Annotated in this window: 14 protein-coding genes; 13 read left to right on the top strand and 1 reads right to left on the bottom strand. The window is 57.0% G+C overall.

Annotation, left to right across the window (positions count from 1 at the left end; all coding sequences use genetic code 11):
* Window positions 1–865 precede the first annotated feature (865 nt).
* Window positions 866–1,303: an NfeD family protein gene (locus tag ACFPPD_RS16715; RefSeq protein ID WP_209751784.1), complete on the top strand. Its 438-nt coding sequence runs from the start codon at window positions 866–868 to the stop codon at window positions 1,301–1,303.
* Window positions 1,300–2,226 carry an SPFH domain-containing protein gene (locus ACFPPD_RS16710; RefSeq protein ID WP_378082675.1) on the top strand — a complete coding sequence of 309 codons (927 nt, stop codon included), beginning with the start codon at window positions 1,300–1,302 and terminating at the stop codon, window positions 2,224–2,226. The genes ACFPPD_RS16715 and ACFPPD_RS16710 overlap by 4 nt, the downstream gene beginning before the upstream one ends.
* 57 nt (window positions 2,227–2,283) lie before the next feature.
* On the opposite strand, the gene ACFPPD_RS16705 is transcribed toward ACFPPD_RS16710, so the two are convergent.
* Entirely contained in the window at window positions 2,284–2,814 is a 531-nt protein-coding gene (locus tag ACFPPD_RS16705) for a C40 family peptidase (protein WP_209751782.1), read from the bottom strand.
* Between the two features lie 305 nt (window positions 2,815–3,119).
* Between ACFPPD_RS16705 and ACFPPD_RS16700 the strand changes: the two genes are divergently transcribed.
* The 11 genes from ACFPPD_RS16700 (at window position 3,120) to ACFPPD_RS16650 (ending at window position 14,096) form a co-directional block, all read left to right on the top strand.
* Window positions 3,120–3,707 carry a guanylate kinase gene (locus ACFPPD_RS16700; RefSeq protein ID WP_209751780.1) on the top strand — a complete coding sequence of 196 codons (588 nt, stop codon included), beginning with the start codon at window positions 3,120–3,122 and terminating at the stop codon, window positions 3,705–3,707.
* A 155-nt stretch (window positions 3,708–3,862) separates the two neighbouring features.
* Window positions 3,863–5,053, top strand: a complete 1,191-nt coding sequence (locus tag ACFPPD_RS16695; RefSeq protein WP_209751778.1) for a P-loop NTPase family protein — start codon at window positions 3,863–3,865, stop codon at window positions 5,051–5,053.
* Window positions 5,013–6,257 (top strand): CpaF family protein, encoded by a 1,245-nt coding sequence (locus ACFPPD_RS16690; protein ID WP_209751776.1) that lies wholly within the window; start codon window positions 5,013–5,015, stop codon window positions 6,255–6,257. Before ACFPPD_RS16695 ends, ACFPPD_RS16690 begins: the two co-directional genes overlap by 41 nt.
* Entirely contained in the window at window positions 6,254–6,994 is a 741-nt protein-coding gene (locus tag ACFPPD_RS16685; RefSeq protein WP_209751774.1) for a type II secretion system F family protein, read from the top strand. The genes ACFPPD_RS16690 and ACFPPD_RS16685 overlap by 4 nt, the downstream gene beginning before the upstream one ends.
* Window positions 6,991–7,833: a type II secretion system F family protein gene (locus ACFPPD_RS16680; RefSeq protein WP_209751773.1), complete on the top strand. Its 843-nt coding sequence runs from the start codon at window positions 6,991–6,993 to the stop codon at window positions 7,831–7,833. Before ACFPPD_RS16685 ends, ACFPPD_RS16680 begins: the two co-directional genes overlap by 4 nt.
* A gap of 68 nt (window positions 7,834–7,901) precedes the next feature.
* Complete coding sequence (locus tag ACFPPD_RS16675) at window positions 7,902–8,117, top strand: Flp1 family type IVb pilin (RefSeq protein ID WP_209751771.1); 216 nt, start codon at window positions 7,902–7,904, stop codon at window positions 8,115–8,117.
* Window positions 8,118–8,121: 4 nt separating this feature from the next.
* The gene (locus ACFPPD_RS16670) at window positions 8,122–8,814 is read left to right on the top strand and encodes a hypothetical protein (RefSeq protein ID WP_209751769.1); all 693 of its coding nucleotides are present in this window, start codon (window positions 8,122–8,124) and stop codon (window positions 8,812–8,814) included.
* Window positions 8,815–8,827: 13 nt separating this feature from the next.
* Complete coding sequence (locus tag ACFPPD_RS16665; RefSeq protein ID WP_209751766.1) at window positions 8,828–10,999, top strand: hypothetical protein; 2,172 nt, start codon at window positions 8,828–8,830, stop codon at window positions 10,997–10,999.
* A 19-nt stretch (window positions 11,000–11,018) separates the two neighbouring features.
* Complete coding sequence (locus ACFPPD_RS16660; RefSeq protein ID WP_209751764.1) at window positions 11,019–11,924, top strand: TadE/TadG family type IV pilus assembly protein; 906 nt, start codon at window positions 11,019–11,021, stop codon at window positions 11,922–11,924.
* Window positions 11,925–11,941: 17 nt separating this feature from the next.
* The gene (locus ACFPPD_RS16655; protein WP_209751762.1) at window positions 11,942–12,427 is read left to right on the top strand and encodes an A24 family peptidase; all 486 of its coding nucleotides are present in this window, start codon (window positions 11,942–11,944) and stop codon (window positions 12,425–12,427) included.
* Between the two features lie 7 nt (window positions 12,428–12,434).
* Window positions 12,435–14,096: a DUF6382 domain-containing protein gene (locus ACFPPD_RS16650; RefSeq protein ID WP_209751760.1), complete on the top strand. Its 1,662-nt coding sequence runs from the start codon at window positions 12,435–12,437 to the stop codon at window positions 14,094–14,096.
* The last annotated feature ends 166 nt before the right edge of the window (window positions 14,097–14,262 follow it).

The raw sequence follows: 14,262 nt of genomic DNA, 5'->3' as shown, positions 1-14,262 counted from the left end.
CGCCGATGGTACTTGGACCGCAGGGTCCTGGGAGAGTAGGACGCCGCCAGGCTGGACGCATGCCCGAGCAGTCGACGAAGTCGACGACCAGGGCTGATGAAGGCAGAGGAAGCACCCGCGAGGTGCTTTTTTTGCGTTGTGGGGGTTAGTTATGTAGATTCAAATAGCCAAGCCAACCTCAACCTCCACAACTTCTTCAGATCCTCGAGCCATTTTTCAATCCTCGACGACAACATCATATCCTCAAGTCCAACGCGAATCCTCACAACGGCCTTGACTCACCCGCCCGCATCAATCTTCTTTCGCCATCACCCAGACCCTTCTCCTTCGTCCTTCGTCCCAACAACCTGCAAAAGTGCTGTTTGTAGGGCAATCTCGTCAAAGCGGCTCAACAACCTGCAGTGAGTACAGTTTGTTTAGAACAAAACGGACCATTTATGCTAAACGCCCTAATAAAATGCATATTTGCATTTTGTTTGTACGGATCGTCGAAAATGGGACCAACAACCTGCACTTTTGCAGGTTGTTGGTGTAGCAGAACGGAGATAGGTAAGGAAAAGGTAATCGAAGCACGGTGATGTATGGGAAATATGGCGCAACTAACAATGATTAAGAAAACCGTTCCGTGCGCAAAGCGGAGGAGCACGTTCAATCGTTGGTATCTACGGCATTGGGACATGTAGTTGATGGTGATCTAAGTTCGTATCATTACATCCGTATTCAGTTATATTCTAAATCGACGGTTCGCAGCGCGTTCACGAGTCGTCGCCAAATAAGCCGTAGATTAGATTCGTTCGTTAGGAAGTGTCATAAGAACAAGCGACAACCGTACATATGTAAGAAGAGAGGGAAGGGGGACGAACGCATGGAGTGGTGGACGATCTGGCTGATCGCGGCGGGAGCGTTGCTGATTGCGGAAATGCTGACGCTGACGTTTTATTTGCTCTGGCTCGGCCTTGGAGCTGCCGTTGCCGCGTTCGTCGCCGCGTTCGTGCCCGACGGATTCGCCGCGCAGGCGCTCTCGGGGGCCGCCGCGGCGCTCGTTCTCACGTTGTTCACGAAGCCGTTGACGAGGAGGTTCAGGAAAACGGGCGGTTACCGGGACGCGATTCACGAGCTCGTAGGCAAGGAAGGCGTCGTCCTAGAGCCGATCGTGCCGTCGAAGCCCGGCATCGTTCGCATCGGCAACGAGACGTGGAGCGCGACCTCGCTCGACGAGCTGGACAAAGGAGATCGCGTTCTCGTCATCAGCCGTGGCACGACGGTACTCGAAGTTCAAAAATGGGGAGTGAAGCCGGAATGATGTACGTCGTCATCCTGATTCTCGCGTTAATCGTGTTTATCGTCGTTTTGTCCGTCAAGATCGTGCCGCAGCAGAGAGTTGGCGTCGTCGAGCGACTGGGTAAGTACAACCGGATGATGACGCCGGGCGTTAACATTCTCGTCCCGTTCATCGATCACGTCCGCGTTTACCACGACTTGCGCATCCAGCAATCGAACGTCCCGCCGCAGACCGTCATTACGAAAGATAACGTGCAAGTGCATATCGACACGATAATTTTCTATCAGATCGTCGCGGCGGAGCAAGCTACATACGGCATCTCGGATTACGAATACGGCGTGCGGAACATTACGACGGCGACGCTGCGCCAGATCATCGGCAACATGGAGCTCGACGAGACGCTGTCCGGGCGCGAGACGATTTCCGCGAACATTCGCATCGCGCTCGACGAAGCGACGGAGAAGTGGGGCGTGCGCATCGAACGGGTGGAAGTACTCGACATCAAGCCCCCGACGGACATTCAGGAAGCGATGGACAAACAAATGAAAGCGGAGCGGAGCAAAAGGGCGATCGTTCTGGAGGCGGAAGCCGCGAAACAGGATCTGATCCTTCGGTCGGAAGGCGATAAGCAGAGCAAAATCTTGAAGGCGGAAGGCGAGAAGGAAGCGCGCATTCGCCAGGCGGAAGGCTTCAGGCAGGCGCAGGAGCTCGAAGCGCTCGGCCAGGCGAAAGCGATTCAAGCGGTCGCGGAAGCGGAGAAGTCGAGAATCGAGCTGTTACAGTCCGCGGGACTGGACGAGAACGTGCTCGCTTACTACTCGTTCGAAGCGCTCGGAGAAATCGCGAAAGGACCGGCGAACAAGGTGTTTCTTCCGGTCAGCGTAGCGGATGCGCTCGGAACGCTCGGGGCGATCGGGGACGTGTTTAAGAAAAAAACGGAATAGAAGCGCGAAAAACCCCCGTCATGCTCTAGGTGCTCTAGGCATGCGGGGGTTCGGACATTAACCGACCCGTCGGGCGGTAATGTAACGTTTGGAATAATTGCTCAGCTTGCTGATCAGAATGCCGTTAAAGCTGCTTCCGATCGTGTTGTGAATGAATTGGCCGTTGCCGATATAGATACCGACGTGGTTGATTCTGCCCGGCTTGCTGACGCTAAAGAAAATAAGGTCGCCCGGTTTCAGGTTGCTCTTGGATACGTAGACGCCTTGTTTGCTTTGCGCCGCGGAGCCCCACTTGAGCGAGATGCCTTGCTTAGCGAACACGTATTTCGTGAACGAAGAGCAATCGAAGATGAGCTTGCTCGGATTGTTTACTCCGAACTTATATTTTACTTTGCCCACTAGGCTTTTGGCGTATGCGATGATCGCGGCTTTTTTCTGTGCGGACGTCGCGCTTGCCGTTACCGTTTGTTGCGATTCGACCGCGTTCGTGGCGGCGTGCGCCGATTGCTGTCCGGCGACGGCGCTTCCGCTTACGATAAGCATGAAACAAGCGGCGCTAATGATGAATTTTTTGATCGGGTTCTTCATTCGTTTCGAGCCTCCTGTAGTAGAACTTGTCGACATGAAGGAGTATAGCATGTCCCTCCAATGAGTGTAGAAATTTTAAGCTTATCTTAATCTTGGGAAAATGTGCCTAGCATTGGGTCTCAAGTAGCACAATGGCGAATAGATGATGAAAATCGTCGAAAATGCGGGAAAACGGTGGAATTCGGCCCGATTCGGGAAAACGTTTGACGGTAACGGCTGCTATTGTCTATACTTAACCATTATCCGAATATTCTGCATATGATAAAAAACTCGCTTTTTCAAAGGGGAAGGAGGGTGTTCGTCGCATGCGCGAATCGATCGGGAGAAATAACATTTTCGTATTTACGGGGCCGGACGGGTCCGGAAGGAAGTCCGTCGCGGAAGCGGTCGGACAAACGTTCGGCATGGAGAAGGTCGTATCGTTCGTGACCAGGTCTCCGCGGCCGGGGGAAGTGAATGGGCATGATTATCATTTCATTACGCACGAGAAATACCGCGAGTTGGAGCTCGGTGGCGAATTTCTCGAAAGCGTGGCGATCGACGGCCATCAATACGGCATACGGAGCGTCGATATCGAAAGCAAGCTTCACTACCGCGATTCGGTGTACTTGATCTTGAATCACGAAGGAGCCGGCATTCTGAAAAACATTTACGGAGATCAAGTCGTTCGGCTGTTCCTGTACGCGGATCGAAGAACGGTGGAAGAACGGGAACGTAAGCGGGGATTGCCGGAGGAGACGATCGAAAAGCATCTCAGCCATTACGACCGCGAGATGAGCTACCGGTTTTCTTGCGAGCACGCTTTCGAGAATTACGACTTGGGGCAGACGACGTTCGAGATCACGAACGAGCTAGAGCGTTATTTGAAACGGGACTTGGTAGACAAGGACTAACTGTATGGACTCACTGTAAAAATAAGGTTGACGCTTCGTGGCGGTCGTGTTATCTTATCGGTACATTCATATTCGCATTGCGGAAGCACCGCAAATCTCGACGAAAGTCGGGGTTTGCGGTTTTTTGTTTTTCCGCGGGAGAGGAGGGAAAACGGATGGAACTAAGGGTCGTACTGGCCGCAACGCAGCGGGAGTACGTCGCGAAGCTGGCGGAGTTTCTGCGCGAGGAGGAGCCGGGATGGGAAGTGTCGGCTTACACGAACGCGAGCGCGCTTCGCATGGAGCTTGAACGGAAGCCGGATTTGTTGATCGGGACGAGGGAGCTCGTTATCGGCTTCCGGAACGCGGGAGGCGCGGCGGGGAAAACGATCGTGCTAACGGAGGAGCGGGACGTTCGAGGCGAGGGCTTTGAAGGGGGGGCGGTAAGCGGGGAATGGGAGACAATGGCGTTATATCAGCCGCTGCCTTCGCTGTTATCGGGTATCAGGTCGGAGACGGCAAGCCAACCTTCGTCGGCAAGGAGCGGAGGCGCGCAGGTCGTAACGGTATTCTCCTCGTCTGGCGGTACCGGCAAAACGACCGTCGCGTTAAACATCGTCCGTCATGCGGGAGAAATGGGATTACGCGTTTTTTATTTGAATTTGGAGGCGCTCAACGCGACGTCGTTGCTTTTCGGCAGAGGGGAACCGGACAGCTTCTCCCGATTAATGTACGCGCTGCAGAGCGAAGCGCAAGGATGGGAAGAGGCGTTCCGCCGGTTGAAGCGGCATCAGCCCCAACTGAGGGCCGATTATGTGGACGCGCCCGAGCATCCGGGGGAGCGGCTTGCTCTTCAAGCCGAGACGATAGGGCTGCTCATCGACGGCGTGCGCCGGTCGGGCATGTACGACGCGATCGTGATCGATCCCGATTCCGGTGCGGGGGATTGGCACCGCGAATTGCTTCGCGCGAGCGACTTGGCGATCTGGCTGGTCGTCGATGACGCGCAGGCGATTCTGAAAGCGGATAAGCTGTATCGCTATTGGCAAGGTGCAGCCGGAAGCGACTTCGGGCCGTGTGCATTCGTGCTCAATAAGGCGACCGGCACGGTCGCGGGTCCGGGCATGCAGAATCGATGGCCGCTGCCTTGCGGTCTTACGGAGGTAGCTTTGCCGTATATTCCTCACTGGAAAGCGATCGATCAACCCGCAAGAGTGCTTGCGGACGCTGCTTTCGCCGGCGCGGTCGAACGGATGTGCGAGAATCTTGGCATCGTCCGGCACTCGGGGAAGGGCGCTAACGAGAAGACGAGGAGGGAAGTCGTTCATGGCGGCGTTCAGCGGGCTCGCGCGAGAGGAACTGGCTGAACTGCGGGAAGCAGTCAGATCGCGTCTGTCTTGGGACAGTTCGGTTACGGACGGCGAGCTTCGGTTACTGATCGAACAGGAGCTGTTCCGCAGGCAGGCGACCCGGGCGATGACCGCGGCGGAGCGCCAAGCGGCCGTATCCCGAGTGTTTCATTCGTTCCGCGGTCTCGATGCCCTGCAGCCGTTATTGGATGATCCGGAAATCACCGAGATCATGATCAATGCCCACGACGAGATTTATATCGAAAGGGGCGGCGAGCTTCAGCGAGTACCGATCGGCTTCGATAACGCGGAGCGGCTGGAGGATCTAATTCAGAGCATCGTCGGCCGGGTGAACCGGATCGTGAACGAATCTTCCCCGATCGTCGATGCCCGGTTGCCGGACGGTTCCAGGGTCCATGTCGTGTTGCCCCCCATTTCATTGAAAGGGCCGACGGTCACGATTCGGAGATTCCCTCAACGTCCGCTGACGATGGAACGCTTGATCGAACGGGAGGCGATTACCCGGGAAGCGGCCGATTTCCTTCGCCGATTGATCGAGGCGAAGTACAACTTGTTTATTAGCGGCGGCACGGGTTCGGGGAAGACGACGTTCCTGAACGCGCTCTCCCAGTGGCTCCCCGCCGACGAAAGAATCATTACGATCGAGGATGCGGCGGAGCTGCAAATTCGCGGAGCGGCCAACTTGGTATCGCTCGAGACGCGCAACGCGAACAGCGAAGGCAAAGGGCAGATCGGCATTCGCGAGCTCATTCGCGCATCGCTTCGGATGCGCCCGAATCGCATTATCGTCGGCGAGGTCAGGGGCGCCGAAGCGCTCGACATGCTGCAGGCCATGAACACCGGCCACGAAGGCAGCTTGTCGACGGGCCATTCGAACGGCGCGCGGGACATGTTATCCCGATTGGAAACGATGGTGCTCAGCGGGGCGGATCTGCCTATCGGCGTCGTCAGAAAACAGATCGCGTCCGCGATCGACGTCATCGTCCATCTCGGCCGATTCAGGGATTCCTCCAGGCGCGTGACCGAGATTTGCGAAGTGATTGGCATGCGGGACGGCGAGGTCGAATTGGCTACGCTATTTCATTTCGAAGAGACAGGGTTAATAGAAGGACGAATCGCCGGGCGATTGACGCGCAAGGAATCGCTGAGGAACGTGCGCAAGCTGGCGCATGCCGGCATGTCGGAGGAGGCGACGACATGAAGGATTATCGAATATACCGGCTGAACGCCGGCGAGAAAAGCTGGGCGATAGCGCTCGGCTGCGCGTTCAGCTTCGCGGCGGCATGGATGCTCTATCGCCATGCGTTCGCCGGATTATTGGCCTCCCCGCTCGGTTTTCTTTATCCGCGTTATTACGCCAAGTCGCTAGGCGGCAAGAGGAAAGACAAGCTCCGCCTGCAATTCAAGGAAGCGTTGCACGCTCTTTCGTCGTTGCTGTCGGCTGGGAGATCCGTCGAGAACGCCATGCTATCGCTCGAGAAAGAACTGCTATTGTTGCTCGGAGACTCTCGTTCCGATCTATTGGCCGAGCTAAGAACGATCTCGATCCGCTTGCAGAACGGGGAGCCGATCGAGGTTGCGTTACACGATTTCGCCGCGCGCTCCGGCTTGGAGGAGGCGAGAAGCTTCGCGGAGGTGTTTGTCATTGGCAAGAGAGCGGGAGGAGATCTGGTGGAGGTCGTCCGCAGGACGTCGCAATTGATCGGGGAGAAGATGGACGTGGAGATCGAAGTGTCCGTTCTCGTCGCGCAGAAGAAGTTCGAAGCCAAGATCATGATGGTCATGCCTTTCGCATTCGTCGGATTTCTCGGCTTGATGGCGCCGGACTATATGGAACCGCTCCATAAAGGGATGGGATTGCTGTTGTTGACCGCTTGTCTGGCGTTGCTGCTCGTTTGTGGCCGCTGGATTGTGGGATTGATGGCAATCAAATTATGAGCGCCATACTCGCGATAACGACACTCGCGATCGTTCTTCTCGTCTACGGGTGGCTCGCGTTACTCGCGATTAAGCGAGGGGCAGGCAAGCGGTTCAATCCGCGTGTCGATCCGTTCGTTGTACTGATCCGCTGGGAACCGGTCGCGGTTAAGCTATCGCCGATGCTTCAGAGGCCGAGGTTGTTGCTCTCCACGCTTCACGGAGGCTCGTGTTCCAACGAAAGACTCGTCGGTTGGGCGGCCGAGAGCGCAGGCATTGGTTTTTTCGCTTTGGCGGGTACGGCATTGCTGGCATGGATCGGACACAAACCGAATTTGTTGGTTGTCGGGTTAGCGCTCGGTGGATGCATGCCTTTCCTGCGACTGAAAGAATTGTCCGGATCGGTCGCGAAGAGACGACAGTCGATCTTGTTGGCGTTGCCGGATTTGCTAGGCAAGCTGCTGCTCATGGTCGACGCGGGGGAAAACGCGATGAAAGCTTTCGCAAAAGCGGTGGAACAAGCTCCCGATCGCGAGCATCCGTTGTACGTCGAGGCGAAGTCGGCGTTGGAAGCGATCGGCCGAGGGGAAAGCATGACGATCGCTTTCGAAGAGATGGGGAGGAGATGCGCCGTTCCCGAGGTCAAGCTATTCGCGACGACGCTGATCATCAATGCCCGCAGAGGAGGGGACGCGTTCGTTCCGGCGATGAAGGAGCTGACGAGACAAATGTGGGAGAAACGAAAAGCGATCGCCCGTACGCTTGGGGAGCAAGCTTCCTCGCGAATGGCGTTTCCGCTGACCGTCATTTTCCTGATTATTATGGCGCTCGTGGGCGCGCCTGCGGTGTTGATGATGTAGGCAGGTTATCGGAATGTGCAACTGAGAGTGTAAAGTAATGCGCAATCGATCATTAAGGATGAGGAAGGATGAGGGCGATGTTGGCGAGAGGATGGAAGCGGGCGAACAAATCGTTAAAGCTAGACGAGTTGTGGAAAGACGAGGAGGGACTGGGTACGCTCGAACTCGTATTGATCGCTGCGGTGTTAATTATTATGGCGATTCTGTTCAAGGATTGGATACTGGAGTTTCTCGGCAATCTGATGGATTCCGTCGAAGGTAAATCGGAATCGATTTTCGAATAGCCGCATGGCAGGCGCGAAAGGCAAGACAAAGCAAGGACTAGGACCGGACGAAGCGGGATCCGTGACGCTTGAAGCTTCCGCGGTATTGCCATGGGTGTTCCTGATGACCGCGCTTTCGGTATTGTTCGCCCTGTACGTCTTTCACCGCTCGACGCTCTATTACGGGATGTCGATCACGGCGGAACGGACCGCTTACGCTTGGTCCAATTCCGCGAAAGAGACGAAGACGGGGGCGTTCGAAGAAGGCCGGTACGACGGCTTGTATTGGCGATTGACCGACGATGCGCTGGTGAAGGGATTATTCGGATTGGCTTCCGGAGACGAATCGGTCGAAGTCGCCATCGGACAGGATTCGGGGGAGAACGCAATCTCCGTCTCGGGAGCGGAAGAAAAGCTGCGTAAGCGGGCGTCCGATTCGCGGCGATGGATGGACGGCGGGGAAATCGGATACCGGAATATCGCCTTGAAGAGGGAAATCCGAGTCGAACGGCCGGCAGAGGAGATGCCCGGTCCGCTCCGATGGCTTCGCGGTGATCGCGAGCGGGAGATGAATGTAACGGCGCTCATCGTCGAGCCCGCGGAGTTCTTACGCACGTTCGAGCTGATCCGGTATTACGCTTCCAAGATGAAAAGCTCGCCGGAGGGGGCGAATACCTATAAGGAGAAGGCCGGGGACGCGTTGAAACAGAAGCTGTAGGGAGGGCGAAAGATTGAAACGGAACGAAGAGGGGGCAGTGACCGTCTATTTCGTCGCGGCGACGGCGGCATTCGTACTGCTGGCAGGCTTGTTGATCGATTACGCCCGCATCGCCGCTTTCCGCAAGCAAGCCGAATTGTCGGTCAAGTCGGGCGTGCGATCCGCGTTGGCGGCATACGATCCGTTGCTCTTCGATCGTTACGGCATGTTCGTCCGCGGGGGCGAACCGGCGGACGATCTGTTTCGGCGAACGCTGGAAGGGAATGCCGCGGAAGAAGGAAAGGGCGCGTTGCCCTATTTGGATTTGAAATGGGGAGAGGCCGGCGTAACGGAAAGCCGCCCGTTATCCGATCATCGCGTATTTCGCAGGCAAGTGCTGGAGGAGATGAAGTATAAGGCGCCCATCGATCTTTCGATCGAGATTGCCGGCAGGTTCAAAGGAATAGCCGGGGCGATGAAGGAAACGGCGAAGACGGTCGACGTGCTGGAGAGAATGCGCAAAGCGTACGATAGGCGGGAGAAAGCATTCGATGACGCATTGGAAGTGTTGCGGAAGCAAGGAGATGAAGTCGCCGAACGGGCCGAAGGCTTGGAAGGGAGAGTCGCCGGCATCGCCACCGGATATGACGACTACGTAAGCAAACGGAAGGAGGACGAGGCCAGGCGCGAAGCTCTTCGATTGCAAGAGCAAGAAGAGCAACAAAAGGAGGAATCGGGAGAGTCGGAAGAAGACGAGGAAGACGAAAAGGAGGGGCCGCGCAACGAAGCCGCGGTCGCGGCGTTCGAATCGGAAGCGAGAGAGCTGGCTTCTTCGCTCATTGGCGAATCTAGCGGGTTGCGAGACGGAGCCGAGTCCTCACGGGAAGAAGCGTACGCCTCGCTCGCGAAAGCCCGGCAAGCGAACGAGGAGATGAAAGCGATCGTCGCGCAGGCCGATAGTCTTCCCGCCGAGGAAAAGTCGGACGACACGTCGGTGGACGACGGCACGTTGAAGCAGATTCGTCAATCCGCGAAGGATCTTGTGCTGGATTCCGGGTTCTTCGAAACCTTCGAGAGTGAAGCGGACGGACAGAGGGCGAGCGGAGCCGCGTTAGCGGCAGAGATGTCGTCGTTGTCTTCGTTGCTGGCCGCCGTTCCCGGATCAACGGGACTAACAACCGCCCTCGGAAGCGGGAAAGAACGGCTGCAAAGCGCCATTGCCGCATACGGTCGGACTTACGGTCCGAAAGGCGCCGTATGGAACGAACGAACCGCGGAACTGGAAGCGCACCGCTCGAACGACAAGGAACGCAAGGAACAAGAGAAGCAAGCCGAAGCGCAATGGGCGGGCGCGGCGAACTTTATCGGCACGCTTGCCGGCGTATCCGGCAACGAAGAAGAGAAGGCGCAATTCGCCGAGGCGGACGGCCTCTATCGCGCCAATCTGAAATGGAACGAGGCGGAGGAGGATAAAGCGAGCAAGAAGATAACAAGAGATCCGTCTGAAGGCAGGGACGAAGCGCTTCGTTCTTCCGACGGGATGTTCGAAGCGTTGGGAGGATCGCTCGCCGGGGCGAGGGATCAGCTTTATTTCTCCGAATACGCGATGGCGAGGTTCTCCAGCTATGATCCTTCCCTTGTGAAGGAACTGCTCGAGGGAGGAAACCCCTCGCTCGATCTTCATCTTCAGGAAGCGGAGTATATCCTCTATGGTCTTCCTAATCCGTCCGGCAATATCGCCGCGGCATACGGCGAAGTTTTCGGGCTCCGGTTAGCCATCCGGACAATGGAGGGACTGATCGAATGCCGTTCGTTCGGCCACCCGCTGCTCGTCTTGGCCGCCGCGCTCGTCTACGGCATCGCCAACGCGACGCTCGATATGGGCCGACTCGTGGCAAGCGGTAAAATACAACTCTCCAAATACGCGAAGATGGATACTTACTACGCCGATTATTTGCGTCTGTTCTTGCTGGCGCACGGAGGCTCCTCGGGAGCGGCTTCCCGAATGATCTCCGTGATGGAGCATGCGTCGGGCGTGGATTTCTCGGGAGCTTATACGTATACGAGGGGAGAGGCGACCGCCTCGTTCCGATTGTGGTTTTATCCGGGCATCTTGAAGAAGCTCGGGCGGCAGGGAGAGGCCGGAGGGACGATAAAGGGGAACCGTTATGAGGCGACGTACGTTGCGGACAGCTCTTATTTATAGAAGAAGTGGCTTTGCGGGTTTGTCGGAGCGCGGAAGCGTCACGCTTGAAACGGCGATGGTCATGCCGATCTTCTTGTTGTTCGTCGTCTTTCTCGTCTTCATGGCGCAAACGGCGATCGTCTCTATGGCGCTTCACGGCGCGCTGTCCCAAACAGCCCGGCAAGCGGCATCCGCTTGGTACCCGGTTTCCATGGCGATCGGACAGGCGAGGGAATCCGAGCTGAACGAGAAGGTCGAGCGATGGAACGAGAAGTGGATGAGCGTCCGCGAGACGATCGGCCGATACGGGAAGTGGCTTCCCTCTCCGATGAAAGACTGGGCGGAGCAAGCGTCGAACGCGTCGTTCTCGCTGGAACAGCATGCGGCCCGAATCGCATTCGGCGAGCTCCTGAAGCCTTTCGTCGACGATGACGTCATCGATCCTTCGAGAATACGCGTCACGAACGTCGAACTGCCGGATGAGCAGGATCCTTCCGCCGGCTACGTGACGATCGAAGCGGAGTACGATTTGCCGATGAAAGTGCCGTTTCTGGGACGGCAGCTTAAGCTCCGTTCTTCCGCCCGGGAACGAGCATGGATCGGCGGCAGTCCTTCGAAGTCGCGCATTGCGAAAGAGGGGGAGGAGGAGGCATTCGAAGTCGCCTTCGTCTCTTTAAATCCGAATCCCGTACAGCTTGGACGCAAAGCGACGCTAGTCATTCGGACGAAGCCGGGCATGACGGTCGATCTGTCGATTTTGTACAAAAGCGGATTAAGCCAGGCGAAGCACTTGGGTAGCGCGACGGCGGACGAATCCGGCCAAGTCGCATGGACTTGGCACGTATCCGGCAACACGACGCCGGGCACGTGGAGCCTAAAAGTAACGAACGGCTCAGGCGTCGGTTGGGAGCATGCCTTCGAAGTCGCGGGGAAGAAGACGCAGTAGCGAGAGGGGGGAACTTGATGGTCGATTGGTCCCTCGCGGGCACGGGAGCGCTGCTTGCCGCTGCTTGCTGGACGGATGTGCGCAAGCTGAGAATACCGAACGCGCTCACGATCGCGTTCGCGACGTGCGGGTTCGCATCCCAATGGATTTTCCACGGCGCAGACGGGCTGGCACTGTCCGCATGGGGCGCGGCTGCGGGATTCCTGCCGCTATACGCGATGAATCGGTTCGGAGGCATTGGGGGCGGCGACGTAAAGTGGTTCGGTGCTTACGGGACTTGGGCGGGACCGGCGGCGACGTTGAAGCTACTCGTGTTGTCGATCTGGATCGCGGGCGCTTTCGCCTGCCTGCTGCTGGTTCTTCGCCTTCCGGTCATCCGGGGCAGGGCTTCGAAGTGGAAATGGCCTTGGGGGAAACATCCCGCGGAGGGCGGCAGAGGCGTTCATTTTCCCTTCATGCTCGCCGTCGCTCCGGGCTTCTTTATCTTGCTAGGGGAGGGATAGCACGCGCATGAGCAAGCTTACCGCCAGGTTCGAGCAAAACAGGGGGCATTATATGATCGTGGAGCGCGACCCTCCGTTTGCCCGAGAAGAGATGAACGATGTGCAATTACAGATGATGAAAAGATGCGAGATACCGGGATTGCTGCAGCTCGAAACGATCGAACAGGACGGCAATCTATCGCTCCGCTACGGCTTGGGGGGCAACCGAATGCTTTCCGAAGCGCTCCGGACCTCTCGTTGGACGATGGAGGAGCTGATGGGGGCGCTTTGCGCGCTGGGCGAGACGTTGGAAAGCTGCAGGCACTACATGTTGGACGCGGATAGAATCCGGTTGCTCGACGAGTACATGTTCGTCGGAGAGAGCTGGTCAGACCTTAAATTCATTTACTTACCGATCGATATGCCTACTCTGTTTCGCGCCGACGACATGGAAAGGCTCATCATCCGATGGGTGATGAGAGTCGAGGAACCCGACGGCCGCGCGATGCAATCGCTCCTTCGGCTCGTATGTAGCCCGGGGTTCGTTCCGATCGCGTTATGCCGTTACGCGAGGGATTATTTAGCCGGAGGAGGAGGCGGGAATGCGGCAGATCTTTCGTCCTTCCGTTTCGACGAACGGAAAGGGGAGCTGCCGTACAAGGAGATCAGAACGGAAGAAGGATCTGATAACCGCAAGGGAAATTCGGCTTTGGCGGATGGCAAGTCCCGGTCGTGGGATTTGCTGCAGCCCGATTCGGACGCGCTGCATCCGGAATCCGAGCTATGGGGCAATCACGGAGATTCTCCTTGGGGGCATCACGCTGAGGTCTCGGACGGCAACGCATTAGCGGAGCTCGGCGACCGAGGACCGGCAACTAGAATCGACTTGGGCAGATGGCAGACGTTGATCGGCTGTTCGGCGGCCGTATTCATCGCATGTTTATGGAGATTCGCTTATGGCGGCGGATCGGACGCCAGACTCATCGTTTGCGCCGGATTGACGTTAGCCGTCATTGCCGTCGTGGCGTATTTATGGAACGGCGCGCGTTCCGCAAGTTCCGCAAGTTCGGAAAGTAGAGGGGGACGGACAAAGGATGATGATCCTTATGCGCGTTCCAAGAACGAAATGGATTCGCGGCAGGGATTTTACGAGGAAGAAGCCGACGAACGGCCGATCTTCGGCGATTCCGCATTCGATTCCAGATTTCCAAGCTTTCGGGACGAGCGGGAACGGGGAAGTCCGGCAGAATCTGCGCGCCTCATGGCTAACGATGATCCGGCAAGGAGGCAAGACCGGGAACGCTCCGAACCGCCGGCGACGACATGGCTGCCCGGTCGGGAGTCGCGCACGATGCTCCTTCAAGATGAACGTCCGACGGATCCGGGAGAAACGTATTGCCTGATCTGGCAATCGTCGGAGACGGTTCGCCGCGTTCCGCTAGGCGGAGCGTCAGTCGTCATCGGAAGATCGGCGGAAGCGGCGCAACACGTCGACGAGACGAAAGGAGTGTCGCGCGCCCACGTCGAACTCGTCCGCGAGGAGAACACGTGGAAGGCGAAGGATCTCGGTTCCAGAAACGGAAGCAAGCTGAACGATAAGCCGATGGCGCCCTATGAATGGTACCCCCTTCGGGAAGGGGATCGATTGAATTTAGCCGGCTCGGAGTACCGGTTCGAGCGATCGGGTTAACGCCGTGCATTCCGCTTCGGAACCTCCGGCATCGCGGAACCAAAAAAGAAGCCCTAGCGGGTAATATCGAGGCCACTGAAGAACTTACGATTTTTCGAAGTAAGAAATAATGATTAAACGAAAAGACGACTTTTCATCCCATTTATTGGATGAAAAGTCGCCTTTT

This window comes from Cohnella suwonensis (genome assembly GCF_042655365.1).
Lineage (GTDB): Bacteria > Bacillota > Bacilli > Paenibacillales > Paenibacillaceae > Cohnella > Cohnella suwonensis.
The sequence above is the reverse complement of the archived record's forward strand: the minus strand, read 5'-3'. Positions and strand labels throughout refer to the sequence as shown.

What these genes read in the sequence shown, in the direction of transcription:
- ACFPPD_RS16655 (WP_209751762.1), top strand. Translation starts at nt 11,942, where the DNA reads ATGGTCGATTGGTCCCTCGCGGGCACGGGAGCGCTGCTTGCCGCTGCT.
- ACFPPD_RS16700 (WP_209751780.1), top strand. Translation starts at nt 3,120, where the DNA reads ATGCGCGAATCGATCGGGAGAAATAACATTTTCGTATTTACGGGGCCG.
- ACFPPD_RS16650 (WP_209751760.1), top strand. Translation starts at nt 12,435, where the DNA reads ATGAGCAAGCTTACCGCCAGGTTCGAGCAAAACAGGGGGCATTATATG.
- ACFPPD_RS16705 (WP_209751782.1), bottom strand. Translation starts at nt 2,814, where the DNA reads ATGAAGAACCCGATCAAAAAATTCATCATTAGCGCCGCTTGTTTCATG.
- ACFPPD_RS16675 (WP_209751771.1), top strand. Translation starts at nt 7,902, where the DNA reads ATGAGGGCGATGTTGGCGAGAGGATGGAAGCGGGCGAACAAATCGTTA.
- ACFPPD_RS16680 (WP_209751773.1), top strand. Translation starts at nt 6,991, where the DNA reads ATGAGCGCCATACTCGCGATAACGACACTCGCGATCGTTCTTCTCGTC.
- ACFPPD_RS16670 (WP_209751769.1), top strand. Translation starts at nt 8,122, where the DNA reads ATGGCAGGCGCGAAAGGCAAGACAAAGCAAGGACTAGGACCGGACGAA.
- ACFPPD_RS16710 (WP_378082675.1), top strand. Translation starts at nt 1,300, where the DNA reads ATGATGTACGTCGTCATCCTGATTCTCGCGTTAATCGTGTTTATCGTC.
- ACFPPD_RS16690 (WP_209751776.1), top strand. Translation starts at nt 5,013, where the DNA reads ATGGCGGCGTTCAGCGGGCTCGCGCGAGAGGAACTGGCTGAACTGCGG.
- ACFPPD_RS16685 (WP_209751774.1), top strand. Translation starts at nt 6,254, where the DNA reads ATGAAGGATTATCGAATATACCGGCTGAACGCCGGCGAGAAAAGCTGG.
- ACFPPD_RS16715 (WP_209751784.1), top strand. Translation starts at nt 866, where the DNA reads ATGGAGTGGTGGACGATCTGGCTGATCGCGGCGGGAGCGTTGCTGATT.
- ACFPPD_RS16695 (WP_209751778.1), top strand. Translation starts at nt 3,863, where the DNA reads ATGGAACTAAGGGTCGTACTGGCCGCAACGCAGCGGGAGTACGTCGCG.